The 21,769-nt window shown below is 71.8% G+C and carries 19 protein-coding genes; 18 read left to right on the plus strand and 1 reads right to left on the minus strand.

The annotated features are described in order from the left end of the window. Positions 1 to 23 precede the first annotated feature (23 nt). On the plus strand, positions 24 to 1,838 hold the full coding sequence (gene menD / locus ACIB24_RS13110; protein ID WP_398280787.1) for a 2-succinyl-5-enolpyruvyl-6-hydroxy-3-cyclohexene-1-carboxylic-acid synthase: 1,815 nt from the start codon (positions 24 to 26) through the stop codon (positions 1,836 to 1,838). A gap of 81 nt (positions 1,839 to 1,919) precedes the next feature. On the opposite strand, the gene ACIB24_RS13115 is transcribed toward menD, so the two are convergent. Further along, positions 1,920 to 3,197, minus strand: coding sequence for an isochorismate synthase MenF (locus tag ACIB24_RS13115; protein WP_398280789.1), 1,278 nt, complete (start codon positions 3,195 to 3,197; stop codon positions 1,920 to 1,922). Between the two features lie 67 nt (positions 3,198 to 3,264). On the opposite strand from ACIB24_RS13115, the gene ACIB24_RS13120 reads away from it, so the two are divergent. From ACIB24_RS13120 to ACIB24_RS13200, 17 genes are all read left to right on the plus strand, one after another. After that, positions 3,265 to 3,981: a DUF3592 domain-containing protein gene (locus tag ACIB24_RS13120; protein WP_398280792.1), complete on the plus strand. Its 717-nt coding sequence runs from the start codon at positions 3,265 to 3,267 to the stop codon at positions 3,979 to 3,981. A gap of 26 nt (positions 3,982 to 4,007) precedes the next feature. Further along, entirely contained in the window at positions 4,008 to 4,697 is a 690-nt protein-coding gene (locus ACIB24_RS13125; protein WP_398280795.1) for a demethylmenaquinone methyltransferase, read from the plus strand. A gap of 249 nt (positions 4,698 to 4,946) precedes the next feature. Next, positions 4,947 to 5,699: an endonuclease domain-containing protein gene (locus ACIB24_RS13130; RefSeq protein ID WP_398280798.1), complete on the plus strand. Its 753-nt coding sequence runs from the start codon at positions 4,947 to 4,949 to the stop codon at positions 5,697 to 5,699. A 104-nt stretch (positions 5,700 to 5,803) separates the two neighbouring features. Further along, positions 5,804 to 7,096, plus strand: coding sequence for a geranylgeranyl reductase family protein (locus ACIB24_RS13135; RefSeq protein WP_398280801.1), 1,293 nt, complete (start codon positions 5,804 to 5,806; stop codon positions 7,094 to 7,096). 181 nt (positions 7,097 to 7,277) lie between these two features. Then, on the plus strand, positions 7,278 to 7,637 hold the full coding sequence (locus tag ACIB24_RS13140; protein WP_398280804.1) for an NADH-quinone oxidoreductase subunit A: 360 nt from the start codon (positions 7,278 to 7,280) through the stop codon (positions 7,635 to 7,637). 15 nt (positions 7,638 to 7,652) lie between these two features. Next, positions 7,653 to 8,207, plus strand: coding sequence for a NuoB/complex I 20 kDa subunit family protein (locus tag ACIB24_RS13145; RefSeq protein ID WP_398280807.1), 555 nt, complete (start codon positions 7,653 to 7,655; stop codon positions 8,205 to 8,207). Between the two features lie 107 nt (positions 8,208 to 8,314). Continuing rightward, positions 8,315 to 8,998 carry an NADH-quinone oxidoreductase subunit C gene (locus tag ACIB24_RS13150; RefSeq protein ID WP_398281878.1) on the plus strand — a complete coding sequence of 228 codons (684 nt, stop codon included), beginning with the start codon at positions 8,315 to 8,317 and terminating at the stop codon, positions 8,996 to 8,998. Continuing rightward, positions 8,995 to 10,317: an NADH-quinone oxidoreductase subunit D gene (locus tag ACIB24_RS13155; RefSeq protein ID WP_398280810.1), complete on the plus strand. Its 1,323-nt coding sequence runs from the start codon at positions 8,995 to 8,997 to the stop codon at positions 10,315 to 10,317. The genes ACIB24_RS13150 and ACIB24_RS13155 overlap by 4 nt, the downstream gene beginning before the upstream one ends. After that, on the plus strand, positions 10,317 to 11,228 hold the full coding sequence (gene nuoE, locus ACIB24_RS13160; protein ID WP_398280813.1) for an NADH-quinone oxidoreductase subunit NuoE: 912 nt from the start codon (positions 10,317 to 10,319) through the stop codon (positions 11,226 to 11,228). Before ACIB24_RS13155 ends, nuoE begins: the two co-directional genes overlap by 1 nt. Positions 11,229 to 11,231: 3 nt before the next feature. After that, complete coding sequence (nuoF, locus tag ACIB24_RS13165) at positions 11,232 to 12,554, plus strand: NADH-quinone oxidoreductase subunit NuoF (protein ID WP_398280815.1); 1,323 nt, start codon at positions 11,232 to 11,234, stop codon at positions 12,552 to 12,554. Then, positions 12,551 to 15,232, plus strand: a complete 2,682-nt coding sequence (locus tag ACIB24_RS13170) for an NADH-quinone oxidoreductase subunit G (protein ID WP_398280818.1) — start codon at positions 12,551 to 12,553, stop codon at positions 15,230 to 15,232. The genes nuoF and ACIB24_RS13170 overlap by 4 nt, the downstream gene beginning before the upstream one ends. Further along, complete coding sequence (gene nuoH, locus ACIB24_RS13175; RefSeq protein ID WP_398280821.1) at positions 15,229 to 16,566, plus strand: NADH-quinone oxidoreductase subunit NuoH; 1,338 nt, start codon at positions 15,229 to 15,231, stop codon at positions 16,564 to 16,566. The genes ACIB24_RS13170 and nuoH overlap by 4 nt, the downstream gene beginning before the upstream one ends. Before the next feature lie 49 nt (positions 16,567 to 16,615). Then, entirely contained in the window at positions 16,616 to 17,179 is a 564-nt protein-coding gene (gene nuoI / locus ACIB24_RS13180; protein ID WP_398281881.1) for an NADH-quinone oxidoreductase subunit NuoI, read from the plus strand. After that, entirely contained in the window at positions 17,176 to 17,994 is an 819-nt protein-coding gene (locus tag ACIB24_RS13185; protein ID WP_398280824.1) for an NADH-quinone oxidoreductase subunit J, read from the plus strand. The genes nuoI and ACIB24_RS13185 overlap by 4 nt, the downstream gene beginning before the upstream one ends. Beyond that, the gene (gene nuoK, locus ACIB24_RS13190; RefSeq protein ID WP_398280827.1) at positions 17,991 to 18,290 is read left to right on the plus strand and encodes an NADH-quinone oxidoreductase subunit NuoK; all 300 of its coding nucleotides are present in this window, start codon (positions 17,991 to 17,993) and stop codon (positions 18,288 to 18,290) included. Before ACIB24_RS13185 ends, nuoK begins: the two co-directional genes overlap by 4 nt. Positions 18,291 to 18,302: 12 nt before the next feature. Then, positions 18,303 to 20,240 (plus strand): NADH-quinone oxidoreductase subunit L, encoded by a 1,938-nt coding sequence (gene nuoL / locus ACIB24_RS13195; RefSeq protein ID WP_398280830.1) that lies wholly within the window; start codon positions 18,303 to 18,305, stop codon positions 20,238 to 20,240. Beyond that, positions 20,240 to 21,766, plus strand: coding sequence for an NADH-quinone oxidoreductase subunit M (locus ACIB24_RS13200; RefSeq protein WP_398280833.1), 1,527 nt, complete (start codon positions 20,240 to 20,242; stop codon positions 21,764 to 21,766). The genes nuoL and ACIB24_RS13200 overlap by 1 nt, the downstream gene beginning before the upstream one ends. Positions 21,767 to 21,769 lie beyond the last annotated feature (3 nt).

Consider the following 21,769-nt stretch of genomic DNA (forward strand, 5'->3'; position numbering starts at 1 on the left):
GGCGAATGCGTGACGATGGTCTGGTGAGCACGTCACAGCCGTCGGCCGAGCCGTCGACCGAGCCGTCGACCGAGCCGTCGACCGAGCCGTCGACGCAGGTCGCGGAGACCCTGGTCGCGGCCCTGACCGCGCTGGGTGTCCGGCACGCCGTGCTGTGCCCCGGCAGCCGGTCGGCGCCCCTGGCCTACGCGCTGGCCCGGGCCGAGCAGGCCGGCCGGCTGCGGCTACAGGTCCGCCTCGACGAGCGCACCGCCGGGTTCGCGGCGCTCGGCACGTCGCTGGCCACCGGCGAGCCGGCCGTCGTGGTCACCACCAGCGGGACGGCGGTCGCCAACCTGCACCCGGCGGTGCTCGAGGCCGGCGCGGCGGGCGTACCGCTGATCGTGCTGTCCGCCGACCGCCCGCACGAGCTGCGCGGGATCGGGGCCAACCAGGTCACCGACCAGGTCAAGCTGTTCGGGGCCGCGGTGCGCTGGTTCGGTGAGCTGCCCGCGCCCGAGGCCGTCACCGACGGGCTGCGGAAAGGCGTGCGGCAGCAGGTGTCCCGGGCCGTCGCGGCCGCCCGTGGGGTGCCCGGCGGCCATCCCGGCCCGGTGCAGGTGAACGTCGCCTTCCGCGAACCGCTGGTCGCCTCCGGCCCGGTCGCCGCGGACGAGGGCACCGCCGGGCTGACCCGGGTCGAGGCCTCGACCGAGCCCGCCCGGGTGCGGCTCGAACCGGGCCCGCGCACCGTCGTCCTGGCCGGGCACGGCGCCGGGCCCGAGGCGCTGGTCGTGGCGCGCGCCGCGGGCTGGCCGCTGCTGGCCGAACCGTCGTCCGGCGCCCGGATGGAGGACGCCGTCCCCGCCTACCGCCTGCTGCTCGACCGCCCGGACCTGGGCGGCCGGATCGAGCGGGTCCTGCTCTACGGCCGGCCGACGCTGTCGCGGCCGGTCACCCGGTTGCTGTCCCGGGACGACGTCGAGGTGATCGTCGTCTCCACCCGCCCCGACTGGGCCGACCCGGGCGGCCGCGCCGCGCGCGTCGTCGGGGCCGTCGACCCGCCCCTGGGCGGCACCGGCCCCGCCGCCCAGGTCGAGGCCGACGGCGACTGGATCGACGCCTGGCTGAAGGCGGGCGAGCTGGCCGGGCAGGCGATCGACGCGGCGCTCGCCGAGGCCGACGGCCTGACCGGCCCGCTGGTGGCGCGGGAGGTGCTGGCCGCGACCGGGCCCGGCGACGTGCTGGTCACCGGCTCCAGCAACCCGGTGCGCGACCTCGACCTGTTCGGCGTCCTGCCCGGGTCGGTGCGCTGGGCGGCCGGCAAGCACGTGTACGTCAGCGGCGGCGCGCGCCTGCTCGCCAACCGCGGGCTGGCCGGCATCGACGGGACGGTCTCGACCGCGCTCGGCGTGGCCGCCGCGCTCGAGGGGACGACGGTCCGCGCCCTGGTCGGCGACCTCACCTTCCTGCACGATGCCGGGGCGCTGGTCCGGGGCGTCCACGAGCCCGAGGTGCCCCTGCAGATCGTGGTGCTGGACGACGGGGGCGGCGGCATCTTCTCGACCCTCGAGCAGGGCGCCCTGGCCGAGGTGTCCCAAGCTGAGAACGCTCTGTTCGAAAGGCTTTTCGCGACCCCGCAGGGAATGGACCTCGAGCGGCTGTGCGCGGCGCACCGGGTCGCCTACGCGCCCGCCCGCGACCTCGACGAGCTGCGCAGCGCCCTGGCGGGCCCGCCCACCGACGGGCTCGGCGTCGTCCACGTGCGCGTGCCCCGCGACGGCCGCCGCGCGCTCGGCGAGAAGCTGACCGCCGCCGTCCAGGCCGCGCTGGGCCCCAGCGAGCGGAGCGAGGGCTAGCGGGCACGGTGTGACACCGCGATCACCTGGTGAGCACTGTGTGACACCGTGCCCACCCCTGCCGTTGCGGGCGGGCCGAGGTCAGTCCAGGGCCATGCGCATCGGCAGGAGCTTGGCCTCCGACTCGGCCAGCTCGGCCGCCGGGTCCGACCCGGCCACGATCCCGCAGCCCGCGAACAGCCGCAGCCGGCGGTCGTCGTCCGCGTCGATCCGCGCGCAGCGCAGGGCGATGCCCCACTCGCCGTCGCCGTCGGCGTCCATCCAGCCGACCGGGCCCGCATAGCGGTCGCGATCCATCCGCTCCAGCTCGTCGATCAGGTCGGCCGCGGCCTTGGTGGGAGTGCCGCACACCGCCGCCGACGGGTGCAGCCGGGCGGCCAGGTCCAGCGACGTCGACCCGGAATCCCGCAGCACACCGCTGATCTCGGTGGCCAGGTGCATCACGTTGGCCAGGTGCAGCACGAACGGCGACTCGGGCACGTTCGTGGTCGCGCAGAACGGGGCCAGCGCCTCGGCGACCGAACGCACCGCGTACTCGTGCTCCTCCAGGTCCTTGGACGAGCGGGCCAGCGAGGCGGCCAGGCGCAGGTCGTCGGCCTCGCGGGCCGGGTCGTCGCTGCGCCGGATCGTGCCGGCCAGCACCCTGGACGTGACCAGGCCGCGTTCCAGCCGGACGAGCATCTCGGGGGTGGCGCCGAGCAGGCCGTCGACGGTGAACGTCCAGCAGCCGGGGTAGTCGGCGGCCAGCCGCCGCAGCAGCGCCCGCGGGTCGACCGGCGCCTGCGCGGTAGCGATCACGTCGCGGGCCAGGACGACCTTCTCCACCTCCCCGGCCGTGATCCGGTCGATCGCCGCCGCCACGGTGTGCGCCCACTCGTCCGGGGCCTGCGCGCCGGGGGAGAAGGCCACGCCCCGTGGGGGCTGCGGCCCGTCGGCCGGCGCCGGACGCACGGAGCGCGGCACGGACCCGAGACCGATCGTCGTCACCCACCACACGCCGTCCCGGCACCCGACCACGACCTCCGGGACGACCAGCACCCCGCCGGCCGCGGAGGCGTCGGAGAAGGCGAACGAGCCGAACGCGACCGGGCCGGTGCCGGGCAGGTTCACCTCGTCCCGGACGACGGCGTGCCGGTTCAGGTCGGCCCAGGCGGCCGCCGCGTCGGCGAACCGTTCGGGCCCGCCGGTCTCGATCCGGGCGGCCTCGCCCCAGCCCACCAGCCCCTGCCCGCCGCGCACCCAGGCGGCCGCCTGCTCGCGGGGCAGCAGGTCGAGCAACCCGCCCAGCTCCGCGACGGCGGCACCACTCAGCGGCACGGTGCGCGCCACGAGGGGGCGCGAGGCCGGGGCTGTCGTCATCGTCCATCAGCGTAGGACCACCGGATTCCCCCTCGGCGCGGAGGGCCCGGCTGGCACGATGCCCGACATGGGACGGGGCGCGCGGTTCGGGGTAGGGCTGTCGGTGGTGGCGGGGCTGCTGCTGGCCACGGTGATCCTGGTGGTGACGGGGTTGAGCGGCCTGGACTGGAACGACGGGCTGACCGCGCAGGCCCGGGCCACCGTGCTCGACGTCGACCACGACGAGTGGGACGACACGTGGGTCAGCGTCGACGTGAAGTTCGAGTACGACGGTGAGATCGAAGTCACGTACATCGACTGGCCCGGCGGCCGCGAGGAACCCCGGCTCGGGGCCTCGGTGCCCGTGCGCTTCGACCCGACCGACCCGGAGTACACGGTGGTCTACGACGACGACCCCGACAACCGGGGCCAGCACGTCTCCGACCCGTCCGCCCCGGTCTTCGGCCGGCTGGCCTGGGCCTGGTGGGCGGCGCTCGGCTGCGTCCTCGCGGCGGTCGTCGTCGTGGCCGCGACGATCGCGTGGGCGCTGCGGGCGCCCCGGCGGGAGCCGGCCCTCACGCCCTACCCCGGGCCCTACTACGGGGTCCCGACGCCGGGATGGGGTGCCACGCCGCCGCCCGGCTATCCGGCCGGCTACCCGGCCGGCTACCCGGCCGGCTACCCGGCCGGCTACCCGCCGCCGGGGTACCCGCCGCCGGTCGTCCCGTCGCCCGTTCCGACCACCGGGCCGCCCGCCGGGTCGCCGCCCGGTCCGGCCGGCCCCGGCTACCACCCGCCGACCTGATCCCGAGTCTCTGAGACCATCGAGGCATGAGCCGCGCCAGCCTGGAGAAGTCGCCGCACGACGTCGCCGCGATGTTCGACCGGGTCGCGCGCCGCTACGACGTCACCAACACGGTGCTGTCGTTGAGCCAGGACCGGCAATGGCGCAAGGCCGTCGCCGACGCGCTGCAGGTGCACGCCGGGCAGACGGTGCTCGACCTGGCCGCCGGCACGGGCACCTCGAGCGAGCCGTTCACCGACGCCGGCGTGCACACCGTGCCGTGCGACTTCTCGCTCGGCATGCTGCGGGTCGGGCGCACCCGCCGTCCGGACATGCCGTTCGTGGCCGGCGACGGCACGCGGCTGCCCTTCGCCGACGCCTCGTTCGACGCGGTGACCATCTCGTTCGGCCTGAGGAACGTCGTCGACGTCGACGCCTGCCTGCGGGAGCTGTACCGGGTGACGAAACCCGGTGGGCGCGTGGTGGTCTGCGAGTTCTCCCGGCCGACGTGGGCACCGTTCCGGACGGTCTACACCGAGTACCTGATGAAGGCCCTGCCCAAGGTGGCCACCGCGGTCAGCTCCAACCCGGAGGCGTACGTGTACCTCGCGGAGTCGATCCGCGCGTGGCCCGACCAGCCCGGCCTGGCCGCCAAGCTGCAGGACGCGGGCTGGAACACGGTCCAGTGGCGCAACCTCTCGGGCGGCATCGTCGCCCTCCACCGCGGCATCAAGTAGCTCGCGACTGCCCTCCCCAAGGCACACCACTGCCCTCGAACGTGCACTTTCGAGGGCACTCAGTGGAGTTGTCCACAGGTGGGTGGCTGACTTGAGGGGGCCGCCGCCGGAGCGCGCCAGGATTTGGGCATGGGGGTGCCACCTGAACTGCGTGCGCGGCCCTTCACCCGTAGGCAGGGCCTGAAACACCTCAGTCGCAGGCAGCTGGCCGGCCCAGATTTCCGCCGGTTGGCGCCCAACGCCTACTGGGTGAGTCAGGGCGATCTGACCCACGGCCGGATGATCGAGGCCTGGCGGCTCACCCTGCCTCAGCGGGCCGTGCTCAGCGGCGTGAGCGCCGCCTGGGCGCTCGGAGCCCGATTCGCCTGGCCCGACGACCCGGTCGAGGTGAGCCTGCCGCCCCACCTGCGCATCACGAGCCGCCCCGGCCTGCGGGTGCGGGGAGTCGAGCTCGGCGGGGACGACGTCGTCGAGTCGTCGTTCGGCCTCTGCACCTCGGCGTTGCGTACGGCCTGCGACCTCGGTCGGACCGGGCCGCTGCCCCTGGCGGTGGCCCGGCTGGACGCGGTCGCCGCGGCCACCCGCCTGACCGCGTCCGGGCTGACGCGGGCGGCGAACGCCCTGCCCGCCGGGCGGGGGACCCGTCAGCTGGCCCGGGCCGTCCGGCTCGTCGATCCGAGGGCCGAGTCGATCCGGGAGTCGATGCTGCGGGTGGCCCTCGTCCTGGCCGGTCTCCCGCCGCCGGTGGTGCAGCACGAGGTCAGGGACCCAAGGGGTGGATTCGTGGCCCGCGTCGATCTGGCCTGGCCGCAGTGGCGACTGGCCGTGGAGTACGACGGCGCGTATCACGATGACCGGCGCCAGTTCTCGCGCGACCGCGACCGGCTGAACCGGCTGCGGGAGGCCGGCTGGGAGGTGCTGTCCTTCGACGCGACAGCGCTGCGCGACCTGGATCGCGTGGTGGCGCTGGTACGGGCCGTCCTCGCGCGACTGTCCTCGTGAAGGCGCGATCAGGACCCGAGACGTGCACCGCGAGGGACAGTCGCCGACGAGGTTAGGCAGCCCTCATTTTTTGGTGGGCGCGCGATGGTTCTAGACTCCACCTCGTGAATCAGTTCACAAACCACGACGCCGACGTGATCGTGGTCGGCGCCGGCCCTGCGGGGTCCACCGTCGCGCACTACCTGGCCCGCGCCGGGGTGCAGGTCCTCGTCCTCGAGAAGACCTCGTTCCCGCGCGAGAAGGTGTGCGGCGACGGCCTGACGCCGCGCGCCGTGCGCGAACTGGTGAGCATGGGCGTGCCGACCCGCGAGGAGGACGGCTGGATCCGCAACCAGGGTCTGCGCATCATCGGCGGCGGTCAGCGGCTCGAACTTCCGTGGCCGGACCTCGGGTCGTTCCCCGACTACGGGCTGGTCCGCCCGCGCCAGGACTTCGACGCCGTCCTGGCCGAGCACGCCCGCACGTCGGGCGCCAAGATCGTCGAGCGGATGTCGGTCACCGAGCCGGTGCTGGACGACGACGGCCGGGTGGTCGGGGTCGTCGCCAAGCCGGTCGACGAGAAGGGTCGCCGCGCGGGTGACGACGTCACCTACCGCGCGCCGCTGGTGATCAGCGCGGACGGCGTGAGCGCGCGGCTCGCGCTCGCGCTCGGCATCGAGAAGCGCGACGACCGACCGCTGGGCGTCGCGTACCGCACCTACTTCAAGAGCCCGCGCCACGACGACGACTGGCTGGAGAGCTGGCTCGAGCTGTGGGACGGCGAGCCGAACCGTTCGAAGCTGCTGCCCGGCTACGGCTGGGTGTTCGGGGTCGGCGACGGCACGAGCAACGTCGGGCTCGGCATCCTCAACTCCTCCGACGCGTTCGGCAAGGTCGACTACAAGGACCTGCTGCACCGCTGGGTCGCGAACATGCCGCCCGAGTGGGGCTTCACGCCCGAGAACATGACGACGCCGATCCGGGGCGCCGCGCTGCCGATGGGCTTCAACCGCACGCCGCACTACACCCGTGGCATGCTGCTGATCGGCGACGCCGGCGGCATGGTGAACCCGTTCAACGGCGAGGGCATCGCCTACGCGATGGAGAGCGCGCGGATCGCCGCGGAGATCGTCGTCCAGGCCCTGTCCCGGCCCACGCCGGAGGCGAGAGAGGCTGCGCTGCAGGCGTATCCGGATGCGATGAAGGATGCGCTGGGCGGCTACTACACGCTCGGCCGGGTCTTCGTGAAGCTGATCGGCAACCCGCAGGTGATGAAGTACGCGACCCGCTACGGCCTGCCCCGGCCGCTGCTGATGAAGTTCACCCTGAAACTGCTCGCGAACCTGACCGACCCGCGCGGCGGCGACGCACTGGACCGGCTGATCAACGGCCTGACCCGCATCGCGCCGGCCGCGTAGGAGGATCGATGACTCGGGGAAAGACACGCAGCCTTACCCGGCCTGTAACGAATGTGATGCATGTTGCAGGGCGTCCCCTTGAATTGGGCCGCCACCCTGACCGGGCGGGAGCCCACCGACTGCCTAGGATGACCGTGGCTCGACCAGACGCCTGCCTCTTCACGGGTGAAGGGAACTGTTGGTGAACCCGTACGTCGCGATCCTCCCGTTGCTGGCGATCGCCGGTGGTTTCGCGCTCTTCTCGATCGTCGCGGGTTCGCTGTCGGGGCCCAAGCGCTACAACCGGTCGAAGCTCGACGCCTACGAGTGCGGCATCGAGCCCACTCCCCACGCGGTGGGCGGCGGGCGCTTCCCGGTGAAGTACTACCTGGTCGCGATGCTCTTCATCATCTTCGACATCGAGAGCGTGTTTCTGCTCCCGTTCGCGATCGGGTTCGACTCGCTGGGCTGGTTCGCCCTGACCGAGATGGCGCTGTTCGTCCTGACCGTCTTCGTCGCCTACGGCTTCGTATGGCGGCGCGGCGGGCTGGACTGGGACTGAAAGGCGGCGTGGGACATGGGTATTGAGGAGAAGCTACCCGCCGGGTTCATGCTCACCTCGGTCGAGGCGCTGGCCGGGTACATGCGCAAGGGTTCGCTGTGGCCGGCGACGTTCGGTCTGGCCTGCTGCGCCATCGAGATGATGACGACGGGTGCGCCGCGCTACGACCTGGCCCGGTTCGGCATGGAGGTGTTCCGCGCCTCGCCGCGGCAGGCCGACCTGATGATCGTGGCCGGGCGGGTCAGCCAGAAGATGGCCCCGGTCGTGCGCCAGGTCTACGACCAGATGGTCGAGCCGAAGTGGGTGCTGTCGATGGGCGTGTGCGCCTCGTCGGGCGGCATGTTCAACAACTACGCAATCGTGCAGGGCGTCGACCACATCGTGCCCGTCGACATCTACCTGCCGGGCTGCCCGCCGCGGCCGGAGATGCTGATCAACGCGATCCTCGAGCTGCACAAGCAGATCCAGGCCACGCCGCTCGGGGTGAACCGCGACGCCGCCGCGCGCGCCGCGGAGGAGGCGGCGATGGCCGCGCTCCCGACGTCCCACATGAAGGGTCTGCTCAGGTGAGCGACGACGACAAGCCGGCCGACGAGGCCGCGAAGGTCAGCGACCCGCCGCCGGTCCAGGCGGAGCCGCAGGACGAGCGCGCCCTCGGTCAGACCACCGCCGACGGCCTGCCCTCGACGACCGACCCGCAGGCCGACGTGATCACCACGCGCACCGGCATGTTCGGCGTGAAGGGCAGCGGTGACACGTCCGGCTACGGCGGCCTGGTCCGCAGCGTCTCGCTGCCCGGGCCGAGCCTGCGCCCCTACGGCGGCTACTTCGACGAGGTCGCCGACGCGCTCAGCCGGTCGCTGCGCGACGCGGGCGTCGACCCCGACGAGGCCGTGGCCTTCGTCGTCGTCGACCGCGGTGAGATCACCTTCCACGTGCGGCGGGAGCACATCGTCGAGGTGTGCCGGCAGCTGCGCGACCAGCCGGACCTGCGCTTCGAGCTGCTGGCGTCGCTGTCGGGCGTGCACTACCCCGAGGACGCCGGCCGCGAGCTGCGCAGCGTCTACCAGCTGCTCTCGATCACCCACAACCGCCGTGTGACGCTCGAGGTGGCGACCGCCGACGACGACCGGCACATCCCGTCGGTCGTCGAGGTCTACCCGACCGCCGACTGGCACGAGCGGGAGACCTGGGACTTCTTCGGGATCATCTTCGACGGTCACCCGGCGCTGACCCGCATCCAGATGCCGGACGACTGGCCCGGTCACCCGCAGCGCAAGGACTACCCGCTGGGCGGCATCCCGGTGGAGTACAAGGGGGCGACCATCCCGCCGCCCGACAAGAGGAGGTCGTACTCGTGACCGAGACCCTCAACGAGCCCACCGAAGGCAAGGTCTTCACCGCCTCGGGCGGCGACTGGGCGGACATCGCGGAGGAGGCGGCGAGCCTCAACGAGGAACGCATCGTCGTCAACATGGGGCCGCAGCACCCGTCGACGCACGGCGTGCTCCGGCTGATCCTCGAGCTGGACGGCGAGACGGTGACCGAGGCCCGCTGCGGCATCGGCTACCTGCACACCGGCATCGAGAAGAACATGGAGTTCCGCACCTGGACGCAGGGCGTCACGTTCTGCACGCGGATGGACTACCTGACCCCGCTGTTCCAGGAGACGACGTACTGCCTGGGCGTCGAGCGGCTGCTCGGCATCACCGACGACGTGCCCGAGCGGGCCACGGTGATCCGGGTCCTGCTGATGGAACTCAACCGCATCGGGTCGCACCTCGTGGCGCTGGCCACCGGGGGCATGGAGATCGGCGCGCTGACCGTGATGACGGTCGGCTTCCGGGCCCGCGAGACGGTGCTGCACCTGCTGGAGTTCATCACCGGTCTGCGGATGAACCACGCGTTCATCCGCCCCGGTGGGCTCGCCCAGGACCTGCCGCCCGGCGCGATCGACCGGATCCGCGCGGACATCCCGAGCCTGCTGCAGGACCTGAAGGACCTGGAGAAGCTCAACAACGAGAACCCGCTGGTGAAGGCCCGCCTCCAGGGTGTCGGCTACCTCGACCTGACCGGCTGCATGGCGCTCGGCATCACCGGGCCGATCCTGCGCTCGACCGGGCTGCCGCACGACCTGCGCAAGAGCCAGCCCTACTGCGGGTACGAGACGTACGACTTCGACGTCCAGACCTGGGACACCTGCGACGCCTACGGGCGGCTGCGGATCCGGCTCAACGAGATGTACGAGTCGATCCGGATCATCGAGCAGACGCTCGACCGGCTCGAGGAGATCGGCCCGGGCCCGGTGATGATCGGCGACAAGAAGATCGCCTGGCCCGCCCAGCTGGCCATCGGCGGCGACGGGATGGGCAACAGCCTGGACCACATCAAGGAGATCATGGGCACCTCGATGGAGGCCCTGATCCACCACTTCAAGCTGGTCACCGAGGGCTTCCGGGTGCCGGCCGGGCAGGTCTACAACCCGGTCGAGTCGGCGCGCGGCGAGCTCGGCGTCCACCTCGTGTCGGACGGCGGGACGCGCCCCTACCGCGCGCACTTCCGCGACCCGGGCTTCGTCAACCTGCAGGCGGTGGCCGCGATGTGCGAGGGCAGCCAGATCGCCGACGTGATCGCCGCAGTCGCAAGTATCGACCCCGTGATGGGAGGGGTGGACCGCTGATGGCGCTGTCTGCCGAGGCGACCGAACGCCTCACCGGTGAGGCGCAGCAGATCATCGCCCGCTATCCGGTGCCGCGCTCGGCGTTGCTGCCGATGCTGCACCTGATGCAGTCGGAGGAGGGCTACGTCAGCCCCGACGGCATCGCGCTGTGCGCGGGCCTGCTCGACCTGACCACCGCGGAGGTCTCGGCGGTGGCGACGTTCTACTCGCAGTACAAGCGGCACCCCAACGGTGAGTACACGGTCGGGGTCTGCACCAACACGCTGTGCGCGGTGATGGGCGGCGACGCCATCTTCGAGGCGCTCGAGGACCACCTCGGCGTCGGGCACGACGAGACCACCGAGGACGGCAAGATCACCCTCGAGCGGGTCGAGTGCAACGCGGCCTGCGACTTCGCCCCGGTCGTGATGGTCAACTGGGAGTTCTTCGACAACCAGACGCCGGGCAGCGCGCGCACCCTGTGCGATCGGCTGCGGGCCGGGGAGGCCGTGCAGCCGACTCGCGGGCCCGACCGGGTGCCGACCTTCAAGGAGGTCTCGCACACGCTGGCCGGGTTCAACGACGGGCTCGCGAACCAGGGTGTCGGGGCGGGCGAGGCCTCGCTGCGCGGCACGGTGCTGGCCGCCGAACGCGGTTGGACGGCCCCCGAGGGTCGCTCGGGCCGCAGCCTCTCCTCGCCCGGCACGGGAGCCCGCACGACCCGCGCGGACACGGCGTCCGCGGCCGCCGACGTCGCGGCCCGCGGCGCGGCGAGCAGCGGCACCGACGCCCAGCCGGCGGATGCCGAGCGCGGCGACGGCCCGAACGGCGCCGGCCCCGGGACGACGGCGGGCAAGTCGCCGGCCGAGGCCGGCCCGGGCAGCGCGAAAGACCCGCAGGACCCCGGTTCCATCGGCAAGCAGGAGGGCTGAGCAGTGGCGGACGAGGAACGCGCGCCGGTGACCCTGGCGCCGGTGCTGTCGGCCTCCTGGGACGCCGAGGAGTCCTGGACGCTCGACACCTACCTGGCCAACGGCGGGTACGAGGGGCTGCGCCAGGCGTTGGCCATGGCCCCCGAGGACGTCGTGACCGCGGTGAAGGACTCCGGCCTGCGCGGCCGCGGCGGGGCGGGCTTCCCGACCGGCCTGAAGTGGAGCTTCCTGCCCAAGCCCGACGGCGGGGCGCGCTACCTGGTGGTCAACGCCGACGAGTCGGAACCCGGTACGTGCAAGGACATCCCGCTGATGATGGCGGCCCCGCACTTCCTGATCGAGGGCGTCATCATCACCTGCTGGGCGATCCGCGCGGAGCGCGCGTTCATCTACCTGCGCGGTGAGGTCGTGCACGTCTACCGGCGCCTGCTGCAGGCGATCGAGGAGGCGCGTGCGGCCGGGTTCATCGGCGAGAACGTGCTCGGTTCGGGCCTGAACATCGAGGTCGTCGCGCACGCCGGGGCGGGCGCGTACATCTGCGGCGAGGAGACGGCGCTGCTCGACTCGCTCGAGGGCCGCCGCGGCCAGCCCCGGCTCAAGCCGCCGTTCCCGGCGGTCGCCGGCCTGTACGCGCGCCCCACGGTGGTGAACAACGTGGAGTCGATCGCCTCGGTTCCCTCGATCATCACCGAGGGCGCCGACTGGTTCGCGGGCATGGGCACCGCGAAATCGGCCGGCTACGGCCTGTTCTCGCTGTCCGGCCACGTCACGCGCCCCGGCCAGTACGAGGCGCCGCTGGGCATCACGCTGCGCGAGCTGCTCGACATGGCCGGTGGCATGCGGGCGGGTCACGAGCTGAAGTTCTGGACCCCGGGCGGCTCGTCGACGCCCCTGTTCACGGCCGAACACCTCGACACGCCACTGGATTTCGAGTCCACCGCGGCGGCCGGGTCGATGCTCGGCACGCGGGCGCTGCAGTGCTTCGACGAGACCACGTGCGTGGTGCGCGCCGTCCTGCGCTGGACGGAGTTCTACGCGCACGAGTCCTGCGGCAAGTGCACGCCCTGCCGCGAGGGCACGTACTGGCTGGTGCAGGTGCTGCGCCGGCTGGAGAACGGCCAGGGCACGCCCGAGGACCTCGACAAGCTGCTGGACATCTGCGACAACATCCTCGGCCGGTCCTTCTGCGCCCTGGGTGACGGTGCGACCAGCCCGATCTCCTCGTCCATCCAGTACTTCCGGGACGAGTACATCGCCCACCTCACGGGCGGTGGCTGCCCCTTCGACCCGGTGGCCTCGACCCTCTTCGCGGGAGCAACGGCATGACCGTGACGCAGAACGACGCCGCACCCGCGGCCGTCGAACTGGTGACCCTGACCATCGACGACATCGAGGTCAGCGTCCCCAAGGGCACCCTGGTGATCCGGGCGGCCGAGGAGCTCGGCATCGCGATCCCGCGGTTCTGCGACCACCCGCTGTTGGCCCCGGCCGGCGCGTGCCGGCAGTGCCTCGTCGAGGTGTCGATGCCCGGCCCGGACGGCTCGCTGCGCCCGATGCCCAAGCCGCAGGCCTCGTGCACGCTCGAGGTCGGCAAGGGGATGGTGGTCAAGACCCAGCTGACCTCGCCGGTCGCCGACAAGGCGCAGCGCGGCGTGATGGAGCTGCTGCTGATCAACCACCCGCTGGACTGCCCGGTCTGCGACAAGGGCGGCGAGTGCCCGCTGCAGAACCAGGCGATGGCCAACGGCCAGGCCAGCTCCCGGTTCACCGAGACCAAGCGGACGTTCGCGAAGCCGATCCGCATCTCCACCCAGGTCCTCCTCGACCGCGAACGCTGCATCCTGTGCCAGCGCTGCACCCGGTTCTCGAAGGAGATCGCGGGCGACCCGTTCATCGACCTGCAGATGCGCGGCGCGAAGCAGCAGATCGGCACCTTCTCGCCGGGCATCCTCGGCTACCACGTCGACCTCCCCGAGCCGACCGTGCGCACGCCCGAGAACCTCGAGCCCACGCCGTCCACCACCGAGCAGGGCACCCTGCAGACCGGCGGCGACGAGAGCCGCGGCGCGGGCCACGCGCACGTGACCGGGACGTACGCCACCGACGACATCGACGGCACCCGCACCACCATCGGCGAGTCCCTGATGGACGAGTCGGGCCAGCCGTTCGCCAGCTACTTCTCCGGCAACACGGTCCAGATCTGCCCGGTCGGCGCGCTGACCGGCGCGGCCTACCGGTTCCGGTCCCGCCCGTTCGACCTGGTCTCCTCGCCGGGCGTCTGCGAGCACTGCGCGTCGGGGTGCGCGCTGCGTGTCGACCACCGGCGCGGCACCGTCGTCCGGCGGCTGGCCGCCGAGGACCCGGCCGTCAACGAGGACTGGAACTGCGACAAGGGCCGCTGGGCGTTCACCTGGCAGACCGCCGCCGACCGGCTCACCACGCCCCTGGTCCGCGACGCCCAGTCGGGGGAGCTGGAGCCGGCCTCGTGGCCGTACGCGCTGCAGGTCGCGGCCGCCGGTCTGGCCGCCGCCCGCGACGCCGGCGGGGTCGGCGTCCTGCCCGGTGGGCGGCTGACCGTCGAGGACTCCTACGCCTACTCGAAGTTCGCCCGCGTGGTGCTCGGCACCAACGACGTCGACTTCCGGGCCCGCCCGTTCTCCGCCGAGGAGGAGCAGTTCCTCGGTGCGCACGTGGCGGGGACGGGGCTCACGGTGACCTTCGCCGACCTGGAGGCGGCGTCGTCCGTGCTGCTGGTCGGCCTGGAGGTCGAGGAGGAGGCCGCGAGCGTCTTCCTGCGGCTGCGGAAGACGGTGCGGGCCAAGGGACTTCCGGTCGCCTCGCTCGCCGCGTACGCGACCCGTGGGCTGGAGAAGCTGAACGGCACGCTGCTGCCGACCGTGCCCGGTGACGAGGCCGCGGTGCTCGGGACGGCGGCCGCGCGCGACGCGCTGTCCGGTTCCGCGCCGCTGATCCTCGCCGGGTCGCGGCTGGCCGAGGCGCCGGGCGCGCTGAGCGCCGCGCTCGCCCTGGCCACCGCGACGGGGGCCCGGCTGGCCTGGGTGCCGCGCCGGGCGGGGGAGCGGGGCGCGGTCGAGGCCGGCCTGCTGCCGTCGCTGCTGCCCGGCGGCCGTCCGGTCGCGGACGCGCAGGCCCGCGTCGACGTGGCCGCCGCCTGGGACGTCGAGACCCTGCCCGCCGAGCCCGGCCGTGACCTGGGGGGCATCCTCGCCGCCGCGGCGTCGGGCGAGCTGGCCGGTCTGGTGGTCGGCGGCGTCGACCCCGACGACCTGCCCGACCCCGCGCTGGCCCGGGCCGCGCTCGAGAAGGCGCAGTTCGTGGTCAGTCTCGAGGTGCGGGCCAGCGACGTGACGCCGTTCGCCGACGTCGTGTTCCCGGTCGCCCCGCCCGCCGAGAAGGCGGGCACGTACCTCAACTGGGAGGGCCGCTGGCGGCCCTTCGGCGTCGCCCTGCTGGGCGGCAACGGGGACGGCCGGGTGCTCGCGGACGCCGAGGTGCTCGACGCGATCGCCGCCGAGAGCGGCTGGCTCGGGCTGCGCACGCCCGAGCAGGCCTACACCGAGCTCGCCGAGCTCGGCGCCTGGGACGGGCCGCGGGTCGCCGCCCCGGCCGAGAGTGCCGGGGCCGCAGCGGCTCCCGTGCGCGGCGAGGCCGTGCTGGCCAGCTGGTCGCTGCTGCTGGACAAGGGCCGACTGCAGGACGGCGAGCCGTACCTGGCCGGGACGGCGCACCGCGCCGTCGCGCGGCTGTCCGCGGCCACCGCCGCGGGCGTCGTGACGGACGGCACGGTGACGGTGTCCACCGACGCCGGGTCGCTGCAGCTGCCCGTCGCGGTCACCGACATGCCCGACGGTGTGGTGTGGCTGCCCGCCAACTCGGGAACCTCGACGGTGCGCGCTACCCTCGGCGCGACCTCGGGGGCGGTGGTCAGGCTCGGTGCAACCACGGCCGCGGATACCACCGAATCGAGCGAGGAGCCTTCGTGAGCCCGCTTGCTGCCACCACCGTGACCGGTGGCGTGTCGGAGAACCCGTACGCGGACTTCAGCCAGGACACCCTCGGGATCGTCATCCTGAAGGCGCTGCTGATCTTCGTGTTCTGCGTCGTCGCCACGCTGCTGACGATCTGGGCCGAGCGCAAGGTCGTCGGCTACATGCAGTCCCGGCCGGGCCCGATGTACACCGGCCCGTTCGGGTTGCTGCAGAGCCTGGCCGACGGCGTGAAACTGGCGCTGAAGGAGGACATCATCCCGGCCGCGGCCGACAAGATCGTCTTCATCATCGCGCCGATCATCTCCTGCACGACCTGCTTCCTGGCCTTCGCGGTGATCCCGTTCGGGCCCGAGGTGAAGATCCCGTTCACCGACACGATCACGCCGCTGCAGCTGACCGACCTGCCGGTCGCCGTCCTCTACATCCTGGCCGTCGCCGGGATCGGCGTGTACGGCATCGTGCTGGCCGGCTGGTCCTCCGGGTCGACCTACCCGCTGCTGGGGGGCCTGCGCTCGTCGGCCCAGGTGATCTCCTACGAGATCGCGATGGGCCTGTCGCTGGTCGCGGTGTTCCTCTACTCGGGGTCGATGTCCACGTCCTCGATCGTCGCGGCGCAGACGTCGCTGTGGTGGGTCATCCCGTTGTTCCCGTCGTTCGTGATCTACGTGATCGCGATGGTCGGCGAGACCAACCGCGCCCCCTTCGACCTGCCCGAGGCCGAGGGCGAGCTGGTCGGCGGCTTCCACACCGAGTACTCGTCGCTGAAGTTCGCGCTGTTCTTCCTGGCCGAGTACGTGAACATGGTGACCGTCTCGGCGCTGGCCACGACCCTGTTCCTGGGCGGCTGGCGGGCCCCGTTCATCACGGCCTTCTGGCCCGGCGCCAACCACGGCTACTGGCCGGTGCTGTGGTTCGTGCTGAAGGTGGTCTCGTTCCTGTTCGTCTTCATCTGGCTGCGCGGCACGCTGCCCCGGCTGCGCTACGACCAGTTCATGGAGTTCGGCTGGAAGCGGCTGATCCCGATGTCGCTGCTGTGGATCATGCTGGTCTCCGGCGTGCGCGCCACCCAGCAGTTCGGGGACCTGACCCAGCGCGACCGGTTCATGATCCTGGGCGGCGCCGCGCTGGTCTTCTTCCTCCTCTACTTCGCCTACGAGGCGCTGCGGCTGCCGGAGGAGGAGCCCGAACCGGTGGACCCGAACGTGCCCGTCGACCCGTTCGCGGGCGGCTACCCCGTCCCGCCGATGCCGGGTCAGAAGCTGATCAGCACGTCCGGTCCGTCGTCCGGCAGTACCAAGAGTGAGCTGAAGGAGGTGGCCGGTGGCTGACAACAGCCAGAACCGCAAGGGCCCGAACTGGCTCTCCGAGGCGCTCGGCCTGCCGAAGATCGCCGGGTTCGGCGTCACGTTCGGCACGATGTTCCGCGGCAAGGTCACGGAGTACTACCCGTACGAGAAGCTGCCCACCGCGCCGCGCTACCACGGCCGGCACCAGCTGAACCGGCACCCGGACGGCCTGGAGAAGTGCATCGGCTGCGAGCTGTGCGCGTGGGCCTGCCCCGCGGACGCGATCTACGTCGAGGGCGCCGACAACACCGAGACCGAGCGGTTCTCGCCCGGTGAGCGGTACGGGCGCGTCTACCAGATCAACTACCTGCGCTGCATCTTCTGCGGGCTGTGCATCGAGGCCTGCCCGACCCGGGCGCTGACCATGACCAACGAGTACGAGCTGGCCGGGCCCTCGCGGGCCGGGCTGATCTACGAGAAGCAGGACCTGCTCGGCCCGGTGCTGCCCGGCATGCTGCCGGCGCCGCACCCGATGGTCCCCGGGACCACCGAGAAGGACTACTACCGGGGCGAGGTCAAGGGCGCCGTCCCCGAGCAGGAGGCCTGGGTCGAGGCGCGTCGAGGTCAGGACGAGCCGGCGGAGGAGTTGTCGTGACGGGTGAGGCGGTCTACGGCAGCGGCGGCGAGAACGTCCTGTTCTGGATCCTGGCGATCGTCATGGTCCCGGCGGCGTTCGGCCTGCTCTTCGCCCGCAAGGCGGTGCACGCCGCGCTGTGCATGGCCACCGTCATGGTCGGCCTGGGCATCGCGTACCTGTCGCTCCAGGCGCCCTTCCTCGGCGTCGTGCAGATCTTCGTCTACGCCGGCGCCGTGATGATGCTGTTCCTCTTCCTCCTGATGTTCATCGGCGTCGATTCCTCCGACTCGCTGGTCGAGACCATCAAGGGCCAGCGCTGGATCGCCCTGGTCTTCGGCATCGGCCTGGCCGTCCTGCTCTCCAGCGTGATCGCCGACGCCGCGTTCGCGCCGCCGCAGGGCCTCAAGGACATCGACACCGGCGGCAACATCACGACGCTGGCCGGGGCCATCTTCGGCCAGTACGTGTGGGCCTTCGAGGTGACCAGCGCCCTGCTCATCACCGCCGCGCTCGGCGCGATGGTGCTGGCCCACCGCGAGCGGATCGTCCCGAAGCCGACGCAGCGCGAGCTGTCGATCAAGCGCATCAAGGACGGCCCGATCAAGGCCCCGCTGCCCGCGCCCGGCGTCTTCGCCCGGCACAACGCGGTCGACATCCCGGCGCTCCTGCCGGACGGTTCGCCGTCCCCGCTGTCCGTCTCGCGGGTGCTCACGGCCCGCGGCCAGATGCGGGCCGTCGCCACGGTGGCGGACGACGTCGCGACCATCGAGAGCGAGATCGACCCCGAGCGTCGCGGTGAGAACCGGGACGCCGGAGAGAGGGGCGCGCAGTGAACCAGGTCCACTGGTTGTACCTGTCGGTCCTGCTGTTCAGCATCGGCGCCGCGACGGTCCTGGTCCGCCGCAACGCGATCATCGTGTTCATGGGCGTCGAGATGATGCTCAACGCCACCAACCTGGCCTTCGTCACCTTCTCCCGGATCAACGGGAACATCGACGGCCAGGTGATCGCGCTGTTCGTGATGCTCGTGGCGGCCGCCGAGGTCGTGGTCGGGCTGGCCATCATCATGTCGATCTTCCGCACCCGCAGGTCCGCGTCGGTCGACGACGCCAACCTGCTGAAGTACTGAGAGGCGTAACGGATGCTTGCCGCCGAAACCGCTGAGTCCGTGGGGCATTACCTCCCCGCCGACGGGACGGTAGAGCAGTACGCCTGGCTGCTGATCGCCCTGCCGCTGGCCGGCGCCGCGTTCCTGCTGCTCGGCGGCCGCCGCACCGACCGGTGGGGGCACTGGCTGGCGGTCGCGCTGTCCTGGGCCTCGTTCGTCTGGGGCGCGCTGCTCTTCTTCGACCTGCGCGGGCTCGCCCCCGAGGAGCGGGCGCGCAGCCTGCACCTGTTCCACTGGATCGAGGCGGGCGCGTTCAAGCTCGACGCCGGGCTGCTGCTCGACCCGCTGAGCATCGCCTTCGTGCTGCTGGTGACGTTCGTCGGATCGCTGATCCACGTGTACTCCGTGGCCTACATGGAGCACGACCACGACCGGCGCCGGTTCTTCGCCTACCTGAACCTGTTCGTCGCCTCGATGCTGCTGCTGGTGCTGGCCGACTCCTACCTCCTGCTGTTCGTCGGCTGGGAGGGCGTGGGTCTGGCCTCGTACCTGCTGATCGGGTTCTGGAACCACAACCCCGACTACGCGGCCGCCGCCAAGAAGGCGTTCGTCGTCAACCGCGTCGGGGACATCGGGCTGTCGCTGGCCACGATGAGCGCCTTCGCGTTCTTCGGCTCGGCGTCGTTCAGCGTGGTCTTCCCGAACGCGGCCGCGGCCGGTGAGGGCAAGCTGACCTGGATCGGCCTGATGCTGCTGCTGGGGGCGTGCGGCAAGTCGGCGCAGTTCCCGCTGCAGTCCTGGCTGGGCGACGCGATGGCGGGCCCCACCCCGGTCTCGGCGCTGATCCACGCGGCGACGATGGTCACCGCAGGCGTCTACCTGGTCGTGCGCAGCGCGCCGATCTTCAACGGGGCGCCGAACGCGCAGCTGGTCGTGGTCATCGTCGGGGCGATCACCCTGACCTACGGGGCGATCGTCGGCTGCGCGAAGGACGACATCAAGAAGGCGCTGGCCGCCTCGACCATGTCCCAGATCGGCTACATGATGCTGGCCGCCGGCCTCGGCCCGGTCGGCTACGCCTTCGCGATCTTCCACCTGCTGACCCACGGCTTCTTCAAGGCCGGGATGTTCCTCGGGGCCGGGTCGGTCATGCACGGCATGAACGACTCCGTGCAGATGCGCACCTACGGCCGCCTGGCCGGGGCCATGAAGTTGACCTGGATCACCTTCGGGTTCGGCTGGCTGGCCATCCTGGGCATCCCGCCCTTCTCCGGCTACTGGAGCAAGGACAAGATCATCGAGGCGGCGTTCATCGGCGACGGCTGGCGGCCCTGGGTCTTCGGCCTGGCCACGCTGCTCGGCGCCGGGGTGACCGCGTTCTACATGTCCCGCCTGTTCTTCATGACCTTCCAGGGCAAGCAGCGCTGGCCGAAGGACGCGCACCCGCACGAGTCGCCGCTGCTGATGACCGTGCCGATGATCATCCTGGCGGTCGGGTCGGCCGGTCTGGGCGCGTCGCTCGGGGTCAGCAACGCGCTGGTCCACTGGCTGGAGCCGGTGACCGGTCCGGAGGGCGACGGCGAACCGGTGCTGTCGGTGCCCGTGCTGACCACCGCCACGCTCGTGCTGATCGCGCTCGGCGTGGGTCTGGCCTGGTTCATGTACTGGCGGGCCGACGTCCCGACCACGGCGCCGCGCGGCAGCCTGCTGACCCGCGCGGCCCGGCGGGACCTGTTCCAGGACGACCTGAACGAGGCCGTGTTCATGCGGCCCGGCCAGTACCTGACCCGCACCCTCGTCTTCGTCGACAACCGCGGCGTGGACGGCGCGGTCGGCGGCCTGGCCGCCCTGGTCGGCGGCCTCGGCGGTCGGCTGCGCAAGGTGCAGACCGGCCTGGTCCGTTCCTACGCTGCCTCGATGCTCGCGGGCGTCGTGGTGGTGCTCGGCGGCGTACTCCTAGTGAGGATCTGATGGACTTTCCCTGGCTCACCGTGATCGGTGCGGTGCCGCTCGTCGGGTCGGTGGCGGTCGGCGCCCTGCCGCGGGCCCTCGCCCCCCGGGCCCGGCACCTGGCGCTGGCGGTCTCGCTGGTCACGCTCGCCCTGACCGTCGCCATGGTGCTGCAGTTCGACACCGGGAAGGCCGGCGAGTACCAGTTCGCCGAGCAGCACCAGTGGATCCCGCAGTTCGGCGTCTCCTACGCCCTCGGGGTCGACGGCATCGCGCTGGTGATGGTCGCGCTTTCGGTGATCCTGGTCCCGGTCTGCGTGCTGGCCGCGTGGAACGAGGTCGGTGCCGAGAAGGCCCGGCTGTTCTTCGGGTTGATCCTCGCGCTGGAGACGATGATGGTCGGCGTCTTCGCCGCCCGGGACATCTTCCTGTTCTACGTGTTGTTCGAGGCCATGCTGATCCCGGTCTACTTCCTGATCGGCTCCTTCGGCGGCCCCCGGCGCAGCTACGCCGCGGTGAAGTTCCTGATCTACTCGCTGGCCGGTGGGCTCGTCATGCTGGTCGCGGTCATCGGCCTGTACGCGGCCGGTCCGGGCGGCGAGACCGGTTTCCTCACCTCGAACCTGACCGGGCTGGGCTTCAGCAGCGACGTGATCGAGCGCCTGCTGTTCCTCGGCTTCTTCTTCGCCTTCGCGGTGAAGGCGCCGATGTGGCCGGTGCACACCTGGCTGCCCGACGCGGCCGCCGAGGCGCCCGCGGGCGTCGCCGTCCTGCTGGTCGGCGTGCTCGACAAGGTCGGCACGTTCGGCATGCTCACCCTCTGCCTGCCGCTCTTCCCGGACGCCGCCCACTGGGCCGGGCCGGTGATCATCGCCTTCGCGCTCGTCTCGGTCATCTACGGTGCGCTGCTGGCCATCGGGCAGAGCGACCTGAAGCGCCTGATCGCCTACACCTCGATCTCGCACTTCGGCTTCATCGTGCTGGGCATCTTCGCGTTCACCTCGACCGGACAGTCGGGTTCGACGCTGTACATGGTCAACCACGGGTTCTCGACCGCGGCGCTGTTCCTGGTCGCTGGCATGCTGATCGCCCGGCGCGGCTCGCAGCAGATCGAAGACTACGGAGGCCTGCAGCGCAGCACGCCGATGCTGGCCGCGGCCTTCCTGATCGCCGGCCTGTCGTCGCTGGCGCTGCCCGGGCTGTCGAGCTTCATCAGCGAGTTCCTCGTGCTGGCCGGCACCTACGTGAAGTACCCGGCCGCCGCGGTGATCGGCACGCTCGGCATCGTGCTGGCCGCGCTGTACATCCTGCTCACGTACCAGCGGATGTTCACCGGCCCGGCCAAGGAGTACGCGGCCGGCTGGAAGGACCTGAGCGTCCGTGAGGGCTGGGTGGTCGCGCCGCTGGTCGCGGTCATCGTCCTGCTCGGCTTCTACCCGAACCCGGTGCTGAAGGTGATCAACCCGGCGGTGCACCGGACCATGACCACCGTGCACAGCACCGACCCCGCTCCCACCGTGCCCGTCGAGGCTGGAGGCCAGAAGTGAAGG

Source organism: Spongisporangium articulatum (assembly GCF_044465595.1).
GTDB classification, from domain to species: domain Bacteria; phylum Actinomycetota; class Actinomycetes; order Actinomycetales; family Kineosporiaceae; genus Spongisporangium; species Spongisporangium articulatum.